This window comes from Lysobacter panacisoli (genome assembly GCF_009765165.1).
GTDB classification, from domain to species: Bacteria; Pseudomonadota; Gammaproteobacteria; order Xanthomonadales; family Xanthomonadaceae; genus Lysobacter_J; species Lysobacter_J panacisoli.
In genome coordinates this window covers 3,026,921-3,040,110 of record NZ_VLNU01000001.1, presented here as the reverse complement: position 1 = coordinate 3,040,110, position 13,190 = coordinate 3,026,921, and the positions used below count along the sequence as shown (strand labels likewise).

The 13,190-nt window shown below is 66.8% G+C and carries 17 protein-coding genes; 7 read left to right on the top strand and 10 right to left on the bottom strand.

Features of this window, described 5'->3' with window-relative positions:
• Position 1: 1 nt before the first annotated feature.
• The 3 genes from sdhD to FOF45_RS14215 all read right to left on the bottom strand — a co-directional run bounded on the left by sdhD (position 2) and on the right by FOF45_RS14215 (position 1,028).
• The gene (sdhD, locus tag FOF45_RS14225; protein ID WP_158985973.1) at positions 2-397 is read right to left on the bottom strand and encodes a succinate dehydrogenase, hydrophobic membrane anchor protein; all 396 of its coding nucleotides are present in this window, start codon (positions 395-397) and stop codon (positions 2-4) included.
• Entirely contained in the window at positions 394-789 is a 396-nt protein-coding gene (gene sdhC, locus FOF45_RS14220; RefSeq protein WP_158985971.1) for a succinate dehydrogenase, cytochrome b556 subunit, read from the bottom strand. Before sdhC ends, sdhD begins: the two co-directional genes overlap by 4 nt.
• Positions 790-863: 74 nt before the next feature.
• Positions 864-1,028 (bottom strand): DUF1674 domain-containing protein, encoded by a 165-nt coding sequence (locus tag FOF45_RS14215; RefSeq protein ID WP_158985969.1) that lies wholly within the window; start codon positions 1,026-1,028, stop codon positions 864-866.
• A gap of 30 nt (positions 1,029-1,058) precedes the next feature.
• Here FOF45_RS14215 and ygfZ point away from each other — a divergent pair, with 30 nt between their 5' ends.
• Positions 1,059-1,931, top strand: coding sequence for a CAF17-like 4Fe-4S cluster assembly/insertion protein YgfZ (gene ygfZ / locus FOF45_RS14210; protein WP_158985967.1), 873 nt, complete (start codon positions 1,059-1,061; stop codon positions 1,929-1,931).
• An 18-nt stretch (positions 1,932-1,949) separates the two neighbouring features.
• Here the strand turns inward: ygfZ and FOF45_RS14205 are convergent, their stop codons facing one another.
• The 5 genes from FOF45_RS14205 to FOF45_RS14185 form a co-directional block, all read right to left on the bottom strand.
• Positions 1,950-4,247, bottom strand: a complete 2,298-nt coding sequence (locus FOF45_RS14205) for a thiamine pyrophosphate-dependent enzyme (protein WP_158985965.1) — start codon at positions 4,245-4,247, stop codon at positions 1,950-1,952.
• Positions 4,248-4,314: 67 nt separating this feature from the next.
• Positions 4,315-4,956, bottom strand: coding sequence for a glutathione S-transferase family protein (locus tag FOF45_RS14200; protein WP_158985963.1), 642 nt, complete (start codon positions 4,954-4,956; stop codon positions 4,315-4,317).
• Complete coding sequence (locus tag FOF45_RS14195) at positions 4,953-5,522, bottom strand: GNAT family N-acetyltransferase (RefSeq protein WP_158985961.1); 570 nt, start codon at positions 5,520-5,522, stop codon at positions 4,953-4,955. Before FOF45_RS14195 ends, FOF45_RS14200 begins: the two co-directional genes overlap by 4 nt.
• A gap of 13 nt (positions 5,523-5,535) precedes the next feature.
• Positions 5,536-6,699: an acyl-CoA dehydrogenase family protein gene (locus tag FOF45_RS14190; RefSeq protein WP_158985959.1), complete on the bottom strand. Its 1,164-nt coding sequence runs from the start codon at positions 6,697-6,699 to the stop codon at positions 5,536-5,538.
• Positions 6,700-6,877: 178 nt separating this feature from the next.
• A complete protein-coding gene (locus FOF45_RS14185; RefSeq protein ID WP_158985957.1) occupies positions 6,878-7,675 on the bottom strand; it encodes a glycine zipper 2TM domain-containing protein in 798 nt (265 codons plus the stop codon).
• 175 nt (positions 7,676-7,850) lie between these two features.
• On the opposite strand from FOF45_RS14185, the gene FOF45_RS14180 reads away from it, so the two are divergent.
• Entirely contained in the window at positions 7,851-8,066 is a 216-nt protein-coding gene (locus tag FOF45_RS14180; protein ID WP_158985955.1) for a DUF6116 family protein, read from the top strand.
• A complete protein-coding gene (locus FOF45_RS14175) occupies positions 8,063-8,833 on the top strand; it encodes a TatD family hydrolase (protein ID WP_158985953.1) in 771 nt (256 codons plus the stop codon). Before FOF45_RS14180 ends, FOF45_RS14175 begins: the two co-directional genes overlap by 4 nt.
• A 3-nt stretch (positions 8,834-8,836) precedes the next feature.
• Here the strand turns inward: FOF45_RS14175 and FOF45_RS14170 are convergent, their stop codons facing one another.
• The gene (locus tag FOF45_RS14170; protein ID WP_158985951.1) at positions 8,837-9,658 is read right to left on the bottom strand and encodes a tRNA threonylcarbamoyladenosine dehydratase; all 822 of its coding nucleotides are present in this window, start codon (positions 9,656-9,658) and stop codon (positions 8,837-8,839) included.
• An 83-nt stretch (positions 9,659-9,741) separates the two neighbouring features.
• On the opposite strand from FOF45_RS14170, the gene FOF45_RS14165 reads away from it, so the two are divergent.
• Together FOF45_RS14165 and FOF45_RS14160 are read left to right on the top strand one after the other, a co-directional pair.
• Positions 9,742-10,179 carry a cytochrome c gene (locus FOF45_RS14165; protein ID WP_158985949.1) on the top strand — a complete coding sequence of 146 codons (438 nt, stop codon included), beginning with the start codon at positions 9,742-9,744 and terminating at the stop codon, positions 10,177-10,179.
• A 146-nt stretch (positions 10,180-10,325) separates the two neighbouring features.
• Entirely contained in the window at positions 10,326-10,802 is a 477-nt protein-coding gene (locus FOF45_RS14160; RefSeq protein ID WP_158985947.1) for a glycine zipper 2TM domain-containing protein, read from the top strand.
• Positions 10,803-10,978: 176 nt separating this feature from the next.
• Here the strand turns inward: FOF45_RS14160 and FOF45_RS14155 are convergent, their stop codons facing one another.
• Entirely contained in the window at positions 10,979-11,188 is a 210-nt protein-coding gene (locus FOF45_RS14155; protein ID WP_158985945.1) for a cold-shock protein, read from the bottom strand.
• A 218-nt stretch (positions 11,189-11,406) separates the two neighbouring features.
• Between FOF45_RS14155 and FOF45_RS14150 the strand changes: the two genes are divergently transcribed.
• Both FOF45_RS14150 and FOF45_RS14145 read left to right on the top strand, forming a co-directional pair.
• Positions 11,407-11,892: a DUF456 domain-containing protein gene (locus FOF45_RS14150; RefSeq protein WP_158985943.1), complete on the top strand. Its 486-nt coding sequence runs from the start codon at positions 11,407-11,409 to the stop codon at positions 11,890-11,892.
• Between the two features lie 77 nt (positions 11,893-11,969).
• Positions 11,970-13,148, top strand: coding sequence for a phospholipase A (locus FOF45_RS14145; protein ID WP_158985941.1), 1,179 nt, complete (start codon positions 11,970-11,972; stop codon positions 13,146-13,148).
• Positions 13,149-13,190: the final 42 nt, after the last annotated feature.

Genomic DNA, 13,190 nt, shown 5'->3' with positions numbered 1-13,190 from the left:
CTCAGGCTCCCAGCGCGATGCGGACGACGGCGAGCACGCTGGCGATGGCCGCGAGAGCGCAGACGAAAATGTTCAGCAGGTGCAGCGTCGCCGCGTAGAACGGCGTGTGCACGTAGTCTTCGATGATCACCTGCACGCCGAGCTTGGCGTGCCAGAACATCGCGATGCTGAAGGCCACCAGCAGGATCGCGTTGCACGGATGCGCGACGCTCGCGTGCACGCTGGCGTAGTCGTCGCCGATCAGCGAGACGATCAGGCCGACCACGTAGATCGACAGGAACACCAGCGCGATCGCGGTGATGCGCTGGTAGATGAAATGACCGGTGCCGTCCTTCGCCGAGCCGAGGCCGCGGGCGTTCTTCAGCGGATTGCGCAGGCGGGGCTTGTTCAGGCTCATGCGCCACCCCGCTGCATCATCGCCACGACCCAGATCAGCACGGTCAGCGCGAGGCTGCCGAAGATCGAGATCCAGCTGTTACGGACGAAGGCTTCGATCTTGTAGGCGTAACCCGCGTCCTGGACCAGATGGCGGATGCCGTTGATCAGGTGGAACGACAGGGCCCAGCTCCAGCCGAACAGGATCAGGAAACCGAACGCCGAGCGGGTGAACGAGGTGAAACCGTTCCACGCTTCGGGACCCGCGGCCAGCGCGAGCAGGCCCCAGGCGATGATGAGGCTGCCGACGACCAGGATGATGCCGGTGGCGCGGTGGATGATGGAGGTCATCATCTGCACCTGCCAGCGATAGACCTGGAGATGCGGTGACAGGGGACGTTCGCGATGCGCCATGAGCGTGGCGGTCTCTCGGCTGGGCGGCGGGGCCGCGTGGCGGGAAGGCGGATGGAGCGTGGGACGATGAGGCGTCAGAAGTCGATGCAGCGGCCGTTCTTTTCCCAATCGCCGTAACGGGTCGGGTCAGGGCCTTCGCGTCCGCCGAACTCCTTCGCCTGGGTGTCGCCCGCGGAAGGCGGCGGCTCCGGTGTCTGGGGCGCCTCGGGGGCGGCGACGGGAGTGGTTTGGCCTATCATCACGGCGCTGAATGTTAATTCCCGCCCCCCATGCATGACAACCCGCAGACCGCGCCGGACGCGGTTTTCGCCCTGCCCGGCCACCGTGTGATCGCGTTGCGAGGACGCGATGCGGCGGCTTTTGCGCAGGCGCAGTTCATGAACGACGTGGCCCTGATCGAGCCCGGCCAGTGGCAATGGAGCGGCTGGCTGACGCCCAAGGGCCGTGTGGTCGCGCTGTTCGCTTTGCTGAAGCTGTCCGATGAGACGATCTGGCTGCTCCTGCCCGACGCCGACGCGTTGGCGGTGGTCGCTGCGCTGCAGCGCTTCGTCTTCCGCGCCAAGGTCGCGCTGGAGGTACGGACGGACCTGCAGGTTTCCGGCCGGTTCATCGCCCCTGCGCGCGCTCGCGGCGCTGACTTTGACGGCGACGAGACCTCGACGATCGAACTCGACCTCAGTGGCGACGGCGGCCCGCGCACGCTCCTCATCGGCGCCGCCACGTCTCTTCACACCGATGCCGACGCCGCCGCGCGCTGGCACGCGCAGGATCTCCTCCACGGCCTGCCCCGCCTGCCCGCCTCGCAGGTCGAACACTGGACCCCGCAGCAGCTGTCGCTCGACCGGCTGCGTGGATTCAGCGTGAAGAAGGGCTGCTATCCGGGCCAGGAAATCGTCGCGCGCACGCATTTCCTCGGTCAGGCCAAGCGCGGCCTCGCGTTGCTGGAACTCGACCAACCCGTCGAGGCCGGCGTCGACGTCAGCGCCGGGCCGGTCGCGCTGGGCAAGGTGATCGCGTCGGGCGTCGAAGGCGTGAAGGCGCTCGCGCTCGCCGTGCTGCCGCTGGAGCGCGACGCATCGGCGCTGCGCATCGGCGACTGCGAAGCGCGCGAACGCCCCCTGCTGGACGGCCTGGCGCGCTGAAGGGCGCGCCTGCCGGGGTCAGGCCAGGCGGTCGGCCGCCGCGACGATGTCGTCGTCGGACGGAATGACCAGGAACGCCGCGCCAGCGAGCGGCGTGTACGTATCGACGCCGACCACGCGCTGGAACGGACGCGCGCCGTGCGTGCCCTTGAAAAGCCCGCCTTCCGCGATCGCGGTGAGCACGCCCTCGCCCACACCGGCGCTGTGGCGACCTTCGTCGACGATCAGCAGGCGCTTGGCGGTGCGGGCCTGCTCGCGGATGTAGTCCTCGTTGAGCGGCACCAGCCAGCGCAGATCGACCACGCGCGCCTTCCAGCCGTGCTTCTTCTCGATGGCACGCGCGGCACGCAGGCTCATCGGCACGCCATTGCCGTAGGTGAAGATCACCAGATCGTCGTTGCCTTCGCCGTAGACGCGGCCTTCGCCCAGCACCATCGCTTCGTCGGGCTTCGGATACGTCGTCAGCCACTGGCCGTCGCCGGGCTCGTACAGATCCTTGGTCATGTACAGCGCGATCGGCTCGAGGAACACGCTGACGCGGCCGTCGACCTTCGCCAGCGCGGTGAGCGTGCGCAGCATCGTCGCAGCATCGTCGCCGCGCGACGGGCAACCGACCACCAGCCCCGGGATGTCGCGCAACGCGGTGATCGAGTTGTCGTTGTGGAAGTGGCCGCCGAAACCGCGCTGGTAGCCCAGGCCGGCGATGCGCACGACCATCGGGTTCGCGTACTGGTTGTTGCTGAAGAACTGCAGGCTGGCCGCTTCGCCGCGGATCTGGTCGCAGGCGTTGTGGAAATACGCCAGGTACTGGATTTCGGGAATGGGCAGCAGGCCGACGTTGGCGAAGCCCTGTGCCATGCCCAGGATCATCGTCTCGTCGAGCAGTGTGTTGAACACGCGGCGCGGACCGAATGCCTTCTGCAGGCCCTTGGTCACGGTGTACACGCCGCCCTTCTGCGCCACGTCCTCACCGAACAACAGCGTCTCGGGATACTTGGCGAACAGGTCGTGAAGCGCGTTGTTGATCTGGATCGCGAGGTGGCGCGGCGGCTGGTTCTCCGGCAGCTTCGCCTCGCCACCGAACACGTCCAGTCGCTTCTGCGCGAAATCGGCGCGGCGCGCTTCGGCCTGCACCTTGTCCGGCGTGTACGGCGCCAGCGGTGCGATCACGTCGGCGAGCTTGTCGAGCTTGGGACGACGGTCGGCTTCCTCCGCCGCGGCGAAGCACTTCTTCCGCGTCGCTTCGTACAGCTCGAGCACTTCGTCCTTCGACATCAGCCCCGATTCCAGCGCGATCGCGGCCGAGCGCAGCAGCGGATCGGTCGCTTCCACCGCGCACAGTTCCTCGATCGAACGCCATTCGATCTCGAAGTCGGTGCCGGCGTGACCCATGATGCGGGTGGTCTTGAGGTGCAGGAACGTCGGCCGGCGCGTGTTGCGGCAGTGCTCGACCGCGCGCTGCACGTCGGCATAACCGGACGCGAGATCGAGACCGTCGGCGGCGAAGTAATCCAGCCCGTCCATGTTGCGGAAGCGGTTGCCGATCCAGCCGCCCGGCGTCTTCACCGAGATGCCGATGCCGTTGTCCTCGCACACGAACAGCACCGGCGCGGGCAGCTTCTGGTAAGCGGTCCAGGCCGCTGCATTGAACGCGGTCTGCGCGGTGGCGTGGTTGGCCGACGCGTCGCCGAAGGAGCAGATCGCGATGCTGTCGTCGGGGATCGGCAGCGCATGGCCGAGGCGCTTGCCCGCCTCGATCGCGACAGCCGTGCCCAGCGCCTTGGGCAGGTGCGAGGCGATGGTCGACGTCTGCGGCAGCACCCACAACGGCTTGCTGCCCCACACCTTGTGGCGTCCGCCCGATGCCGGGTCGTCCTTGCTCGCGGCGAAGCTCAGCGCCGAATCCATGATCGGATCCAGCTTCTTGCCCGCGGTCGCCGGCAGCTTGCGGAAGCGTTCGGCCATGAAACCGCCGGAGCGGTAATGCAGGAACGCCGGATCGGTGTGGCGCGTCAGGCGCGCGACCATCGCGTTGCCTTCGTGGCCGCTGGAACCGATGGTGTAGAAGACCTTGTTCTGCACGCGCAGCACGCGCGCCATCAGATCGAGATGGCGGCTGATCAGCTGCGATTCGAACAACTCACGGAAACCGCGCGCATCGAGCGCGCTGCCGTCGAGGATCGCATCGCCCGGTGCGGGACGCGCATCGGCGCGGCCGTTCCAGGCCTTCACGAATTCGCTGAAGTTGACGTCGCAGATCTCGGCCCGGTTGAGGCCTTTCATGCGCGCGGGAATCGGATTGGGGATCACGGACATGCGGGGGTTCTGTTCCGGTCTGTCGTCGGGCGCGAGGCCCGATCGGTGTGAGTCGATGGGTGCGTCGTCAATCCGGCAGCGCGAGGCGCGAGGCGGCCTCGACCGGCGGCGGCGGCATGGCGACGAAATCCGGCGTCTGCCGCACGCGTTCCAGCCAGGCATGCACGCCCGGATATGCGGAGAGATCGAAGCCGCCTTCGTCGGCGACGCTGGTATAGGCGAACAGCGCGATGTCGCCGATGCCATAGGCGTCGCCGCTGAACCACGGGTTGTCCTTGAGGTGCTCCTCCATTACCGCCAGCGCCTGGTTGCCGCGTTCGCGCAGTTGCGGCAGCGACGCGCGGCGCGGCGAATCCAGCGGCGTCCAGCCCCGGATGGAACGCGCCACGGCGATGTAGGGCTCGTGGCTGTACTGCTCGAAGAACAGCCAGCTCAGTACCTGCGCGCGTTGCCACGAATCGCCGGCCCAGAACGGCGTGCCTTCGGCGAGCCAGCACAGGATCGCGTTCGACTCGGTCATCACGCGACGGTCTTCGAGTTCGATCAACGGCACCTTGCCGTTCGGATTCTTGGCCAGGTACTCCGGCGTGCGGGTCTCACCGACCGTGCTGTCGATCTCGACCCACTTGAACTCGCGCTTCAGTTGCGTGAGCAGCAGGCGCAGCTTGTGGCAATTGCCGGAACAGGAATAACCATAGACGGTGATCATGCGCGCTCCTGTCTTGCATCCATGTCGCGTGCCCGTCGCGCGAGCCATTGCTCCCGCGACTGGCCCCAGATTTCGATGTCCTTCGTGTCGTACGGCGCCGGCAGACGGCCCATGCGCAGCAGGCGCGAACCGAGTTTGGCGGCGACCGCCTTCGAGTTCGCGTTCTCCGGGGCGATGGTGTGGATCACTTCGCTCCAGCCCAGCGTGTCGAACGCCCAGTCGATCGTCGCGACCGCCGCTTCGGGTCCATAACCACGGCCCCAGCGGTCGCGCACGATGCTCCAGCCCACCTCGGTGCCCGGCCAGCCTTCCGGCTGCCACGGACCGACGCGGCCGATCCATTCGCCACTCGCCTTCTCGATCACCGAGAACATCGCGAAGCCCTTGAGGTGCCACACGCCGATCATCGCCGCGAAGCTGCGCCACGCGACCGCGCGCGGCTCGACGCCACCGATATGGCGCACCGCTTCCTCATCGGCCTTGAACGCCGCCCAAGCCTCGAAATCCTCCGCCTGCGGCGGGCGCAGGATCAGGCGCGGCGTATCGAGCGTGGGACCGAGCTGCATCGCCGGCCCCGGATCAGAACGCGCTGATGCCGGTGAGTTCGCGGCCGATCACCAGCTGGTGCACGGTCTCGGTGCCTTCGTACGTGATCACCGATTCCAGGTTGAGCGCGTGACGGATCGCGGAGTGCTCGGTGGTGATACCGGCGCCGCCGAGCAAGTCGCGGCATTCGCGCGCGATGTCGATGGCCATGCGGCAGTTGTTCCACTTCGCCAGCGAGACCTGCTGCGGCTGCATCTTGCCCGCATCCTTGAGGCGGCCCAGCTGCAGCACGAGCAGCTGCGCCAGGGTGATGCGTCGCGCCATCTCGGCGAGCTTGATCTGCGCGCTCTGCGTCGCCGCCACCGGGCGGTCGAACAGGATGCGTTCCTTCGAGTAGTTCAGCGCCTCGTCCAGGCAGGCGATGGCCGCGCCGATCGGACCCCAGGTGATGCCGTAACGCGCCTGCGTGAGGCAGCCCAGCGGGCCCTTGAGGCCCTTCACGTTCGGCAGGCGGTTGGCATCGGGCACGCGCACGTTGTCGAAGAACAGCGAGCTGGTCACCGATGCGCGCAGGCTCATCTTGTGCTTGATTTCCTGCGCCGCGAAGCCCGGCATGCCCTTCTCGACGACGAAGCCCTGGATGCCCTCGTCGGTCTGCGCCCAGACGATGGCGATGTCGGCTACGTTGCCGTTGGTGATCCACATCTTGGAGCCATTGAGGATCCAGTCGCCGCCGTCGCGGCGCGCGTTGGTCTTCATGTTCGCCGGATCGGAACCACCGTGCGGCTCGGTCAGACCGAAGCAGCCGATGACCTTGCCCGCGGCCATGTCCGGCAGCCAGCGCTGGCGCTGCTCTTCGCTGCCGTAGGCGTAGATCGGATACATGCACAGCGAGGACTGCACGCTGACGAAGCTGCGGATGCCGCTGTCGCCGCGCTCGAGTTCCTGGCAGATCAGGCCGTAGCTGACCGCGTTAAGGCCGGCACAGCCGTACTTCTCCGGCAGCGAGGAGCCCAGCAGGCCCAGCTCGGCGATCTCACCGACCAGTTCCTTCGGGAAACGGCCCTGGTCGAACGCGTCGCCGATGATCGGCAGCACGCGCTCGTTGGTGAACCTGGCCACCGTGTCCTGTACGGCACGCTCCTCTTCGCTGAGCAGGGAGCGGACGTCGTAGAGGTCGTACGGATGCAGGGACATGGCGCACTCGACTAGGGGAAAGAGGCTCATTGTACGGGGCGTGCGCAGCCGGGGTAAGGCCGCGAAAACGCTTGCAGCGCGCCATCCGGGCGCGTACGCCGCGAAACACGAGGGCGCCGAAAAAGAAACGGGGCCGGATCACTCCGGCCCCGTTCGGGGTGCTGCGTGTCGCCGGGGATCAGCCGCGGGTGCTGTCCGTGGCGGCCGAGGCGGTCTGGGTCACGACCTGGCCGTCGATGACAGGCAGGCGGTTGGCGACCGGACGCTCGTCCATGCGGATGGTCTGCTCCTGGCCGTCGTAGCGGTAGGTCACGTCGTAACCGGTGACCTTGTCCTCTTCGCCCAGGAAAATGCGGCTGCCCGGCTTGCTGTCGGTGCGCATCGTGCCGGTGGTGCCGTCCGGATTGCGATAGGTCACGTTGTAGCCGACGACCTTGCTCGACTGCGAGGTCGAGGTGGTGGTGTGGCACTGACGCTCGGTGCGGTTGGTGACCTTGCCGCCGACATGGCGCTTGTCGATCTGGTTGCCGATGAAGCCACCGGCCACCGCGCCACCGACGGTCGCGGCCTTCTTGCCGTTGCCGCCGCCGACCTGGTTGCCCAGCAGGCCGCCGATCACGGCGCCTGCGACCGTACCGCCGACGTTGCCGTCGCGCTCCGGCGCGCGTTCCTGCACGACCACGTCCTCGCACACTTCGCGCGGCGTGGAGGCGGTGCTGGTCTCGCGGATCGCGTCGGACCCGATCACGGTCGCGTACTGCTTTTCCTTCTCGGCGATCGGCTTGACGTTGACCACGTCGGCGTACTCGACCTTGCCCGACTGGATCGCGCCATCGGCGGCGACATCGCCACCCTGGCCCGTCGCACCCTGCTCGCCCGACAGCGAGGTCTGCGCGTTGTCGTTGCTCTTGAAGCTGTTGAATGCGGCCACGGCGACACCGCCGACGAGCAGCGAAGCCAGGGCTACGGCGAGCATGTTCTTGTTCATTTCAGGCCTCTGCGGCGGGGGCTACCCGCGGTTGGTGGATGGCGACATTCGAGCATTGGAAACCTGAACGGCCGCCGATTTTTTAACACCAAGCCGTCCCGGCTGTGAACCTGTTCAGCAGCCGTGATAGCGTCAATGAGACCGCCGTCAAACTGTATCTGCCATGCCCAACCCACTCACCGCCCCTCTGCTCGCGTTCCTGGGCAGATTGAGCTTCCCCCGTCTGTTCGTGGTGACCGCCGCGTTGTTCCTGATCGACCTGGTGGTACCGGACCTCGTGCCGCTGGCCGATGAACTGCTGCTCGGCCTGGGCACGCTGCTGCTGGCGAGCTGGAAGAAGCGAAAGGACACGCCGCCGCTCGCGCCGCCACCGCGTTGAGCATGCTGGTCGACAGCCACTGCCACCTCGACGCGGGCGAGTTCGATCGCGATCGCGATGCCGTCGTCGCGCGTGCCCGCGCGGCCGGCGTGCACCAACAGATCGTGCCGGCAGTCGACGCGGCGGGCTGGCCGAAGCTGCGCGACATCTGCGCGAACGGCGAAGGGTTGCATGCGGCCTACGGTCTGCACCCGATGTACCTCGATGCGCATCGCGACGAACACCTGATGCAGTTGCGCGAATGGATCGAGCGCGAGAAGCCGGTGGCGGTCGGCGAATGCGGGCTGGACTACTTCGTCGAAGGGCTCGACCACGAACGCCAGCAGTTCTTCTTCGAAGGCCAGCTGCAGCTCGCGCGCGAGTTCGGCCTGCCGGTGATCGTGCACGCACGGCGCGCGGTGGATGCGGTGATCGCGTCGATCCGCCGTACCGGTTCGCTGCGCGGCGTGGTCCACAGCTTTTCAGGCAGCGAGGAACAGGCACGGCAACTGTGGCGCGAAGGTTTCATGATCGGCCTCGGCGGCCCGGTCACCTACGATCGCGCGCAGCGCCTGCGCCGCCTCGTCGCTTCGATGCCGCTCGAACACCTGCTGCTGGAAACCGATTCGCCCGACCAGCCCGACGCGGGCATCCGAGGGCAACGCAACGAGCCGGAACGACTGGCCGAAGTGCTGCGCATCATCGCGCAGCTGCGCAACGAATCCGAAGACGACATCGCCAAGGCGACGACGGACAACGCGCGACGCCTGTTCCGTCTCGACGCGTGAGCATCAGTCGGCCTTGGCCGCGCGCGGCTTGCGCAGCAGTTCCAGCGCGCGTCCGACCGCGACGAACGCGAACGTCCCGGTAATGTGCGTGGCCGCGCCCAAGCCCGCGCCGCAGTCCAGCTTCAGCGCGGCATCGCCGGACACTTGCGGACGGATGCCGCAGACCGTGCCGTCGGGTTGCGGGTACTTCACGTTCTCCAGCGAGTAGATCGCCGAGATGCCGAAGTAGCGATCGGAATTCTTGGGGAAGTTGAATTCGCTGCGCAGCTTCTTGCGCACCAGCGCGAGCATCGCATCGTGCTCGGTGCGCGACAGGTCGCGCACGCGCACCAGTGTCGGATCGGTGCGGCCGCCGGCGGAACCGACCACGATCAGCGGCAGCTTGCGGCGCCGGCACCACGCGGCCATGACCACCTTGGTGCGGAAGCTGTCGCAGGCATCGATGACCAGGTCGAAGCCGCGATCGAGCATTTCCTCCAGGTTCGTCGGCGTGACGAAACTGGCGATGGCCTCGACCGTGATCTGCGGGTTGATCGCACGGCAGCGCTCGGCCATCGCTTCCACTTTCACGCGTCCGTACTGGCCCGCCAGCGCCGGCAGTTGCCGGTTCGTGTTGGACACGCACAGGTCGTCGGCATCGATCAGGGTCAGGTGGCCGATGCCGGTACGGGCCAACGCTTCGGCCACCCACGAACCGACGCCGCCCATGCCGATCACGGCTACGCGGCACGCGGCCATGCGCGCGACGGTACCGTTGCCGTACAGGCGGTCCACTCCGGCGAAGCGTTCCAGCCACGAGGGATCGAGGGAATCTGCAGTCGTCATGCAGACATTGTATTCGCTGCGCCGCGACGTAGCCCTGCGGGACGCATGCTATCGTGCTGCGCATTCTTGGACGGAGGCCAGGCATGAGTACCCAGCCCAGCAGTTCGCGTGGAAGCAGTGCGCGCAGGTACCTGTTCGTGTTCCTGATCGGACTGGTGATCGGCGCGATCGCCACGGTGATGGCGGTGCGCGCGATCCAGGCGCGCAAGGATCACTTCCACGAAGGCGTGATGCACGTGCAGGAGTGGCATCTGGGCCAGCTCAAGTCGAAGGTCGAGCAGAACCGCTGCGCGGCCACCGACACCCTGCCCAACCTCAAGGCGCTGCGCACGATGGCGGACGACCTGGAACCGGCGTTCCCGGATCTCGCCGACGACAAGCGTTTCACCGAGCACGCCAGCCTGATGCGCCAGCGCCTCGACGCGGCCATCGCCAGTCCGCCGCTCACTTGCGCGAGCCTGGGCACCACAGCGTCCAGCATCGGCGAGGCCTGCAAGGCCTGCCACCAGGACTTCCGCTGACATCGTCGCGACACTGCTGAACGATGCACCCCGGGCCGCCCTGCGCGGCCCGGATGTTGATGACCGGTTCACCCGGGGACGTCTAGCGTGAGCGCATGGCGACGGACGCAAAGCCGCGCCATTTCCTCCCACACTGGAGTTCGCGCATGAACATCTCCAACCTCCGCCTGCTCGGTGTCGCCGCGGCCTGCACCATCGCGCTGGCCGGCTGCGCCACGTCGTCGCCGGGCTACAGCAGCGCACCCGCGCCGAGCTATGGCGGCAGTACGGCGAACTGCTACGACTGCGGCACCGTTACGCGCATTGAACAGGTCGCCGCCGGCAGCAGCGCACCCAGCGCTACCGGCGCGATCCTCGGCGGTATCGTCGGCGCGGTCGCGGGCCACGAAATCTCGGCCCACACCGGCGGCAGCAAGGGCAACCAGAACGTCGCCGCCGCGGCTGGCGCGGTGGGCGGCGCCGTGGCCGGCAACGCCATCCAGAAGAACACCAACAGCACGCAGTTCAATGTCTACGTGCGCATGAACGACGGACGCACCTCGGTCGTGACGCAGAAGGAACTCGACGGCATCCGCGAGGGTTCCTACGTACGCGTCTACAACGGTCGCGCCTGGGCGCAGTAATGATTTCCAGCACCCAGCATGCAGTAAACAAAACGGCCCGCACAAGCGGGCCGTTTTGTTTGGATGAGTTATCCCGATTACTTCGCCGGATAATCCCTGAAAACAAAAAACCCGGCATTTCGCCGGGTTTCCTGTTGCCGGATCGCGCGCTGGGCGCGCGATCGCAGGGCGATGGATCAGAGCGGCTGGACGGCGTCGGCCTGCAGACCCTTCTGACCCTGGACGACCGTGAAGGTAACCTTCTGGCCTTCCTTCAGGCTCTTGAAGCCCTGCGTCTGGATCGCACGGAAATGCACAAACACGTCCTCGCCATTCTCACGGCTGATGAAGCCGAAGCCCTTGGCATCGTTGAACCACTTGACGGTACCGGTTTCACGGTTCGACATTGTTGACTCACTCCTTGGAACGTTGCTGGTTGAAAACGCGACGGTGCCGCGTGCTGGTTGCAAGGAGGAAGCGAGGTGCAACGATGTAGCGGATCGATGATCAACCGCATCGGGCCACGATTCACGGTGACCCTGGCAAACACAGCGCCCGCACGGTACCCCGCGCTGGGTGAAAATGCAATCCGGGCAAAGTGTCCGTCCCAAAGGGGTATAAACGCATGGATTTGCAGGCGCTTTACTACGTCCTGGCCGGGGTCCTGATCCTGGTCGGAATCGCCGGAACCGTCCTGCCCGCACTGCCCGGACTGCCCCTGGTTTTCATCGGCATGTTGCTGGCCGCATGGGCCGGGGATTTCCAGCAGGTGGGCTGGGTGCCCCTGGTTTTCCTTGGCCTTTTGACCGTGCTGTCGCTGGGCGTGGACGTCATGGCCACCGCGCTCGGCGCCAAGCGCGTGGGTGCGAGCAGACTCGCCGTCGCCGGGGCCCTGGTCGGCACACTGGCCGGTCTGTTCTTCGGACCGATCGGCGTGTTCGCCGGACCGTTCGTCGGCGCGCTCGGCGGCGAACTCATCCACGGCCGGGAGCTGCGCAAGGCCACGCATGTCGGCTTCGGCACGTGGCTGGGCATCGTCTTCGGGATCGTGCTCAAACTCGGACTCGCCTTCGCCATGCTCGGCCTGTTCGCGATCGCCTGGATCGTCTGATCGCCAACGCGGTTCATCCCTTCGTTGCGGCGCGATGCCACACTTCGACCCGCGCACTTTTCCCCCACGAGTCACGCATGCCGGCCGTCATCCGATACGAACGCCTCCGCCATACACCACTTGCCCTGTTGATCGCCGCCGCACCGTTGCCGGCCATCGCGCAGGCGCCGCCGACACCGGCCACGCCCGAGGCCTGCGTCTCGATCACCGTCGATGCCGACCGCCTGGCCTGCTACGACGCGGCGCTACGACGTGGCGCACGCGACACCCGTGGCGCGGACATCGCCGCCAAGGAAGCCAAGGCCATCCAGAAGAACCTCGAGCTGGCCGACGAAGTGGCACCCGAAACGGCGGCCACGCCGGAGCCGCCGCCGGTCGGATCCGGTGGCGACCTGTACCCGCACGAGGACCCGCTGACGACCGCCATCGCCAACGCCGGCAAGGGCTCGCTGCTCGACAGCCGCTGGGAACTGGCCAAGGACTCCAAGCTCGGCATCTTCAACTTCCGCGCCTACAAGCCGGTATACCTGCTGCCCGCGTTCTGGAGCAGCAATCCGAACGAGACGCCCAACTCGCCCAACCCCAACAACACCGTGCCCGAGCCCATTCCGGTCGATGCACTGGAAGCCAAGTTCCAGCTCAGCTTCAAGACCAAGGCGTGGGAGAACATCTTCGGCGACAACGGCGACCTGTGGCTCGCCTACACCCAGAGTTCGCGCTGGCAGGTCTACAGCCCGGAGACCTCGCGTCCGTTCCGCGAGACCAACTACGAGCCGGAGGTGATGCTCACCTTCCGCAACAACTACCACCTCGGTGGCTGGAACGGACGCCTCGCCGGCATCGGCATCAACCACCAGTCCAACGGCCGCGCCGACCCGCTCTCGCGCAGCTGGAACCGCGTGGTCGGCATCATCGGGCTGGACCGCGAGAACTGGGCGCTGACGGTGCGTCCGTGGTGGCGCGTGCCGGAGAGCGACAGCGACGACAACAATGCCGACATCGAGGATTACGTCGGTCGCGCCGACGCCACGCTGGTCTGGGTCCACGGCGACCACCAGATCTCGGTCATGGGCCGGCATTCGCTGCGCGGCGGCGATCGTTCGCACGGTGCGCTGCAGTTCGACTGGGGTTTCCCGATCCACAACAGCCTGCGCGGCCACTTGCAGGTGTTCGATGGCTACGGCGAGAGCCTGATCGACTACAACCACCGCGCGACCTACATCGGCCTGGGCATCTCGCTGCTCGAGTGGTACTGAGCCGGCATCGGCTCATCGCACGCTGCGATGCGGCGTGCGCTG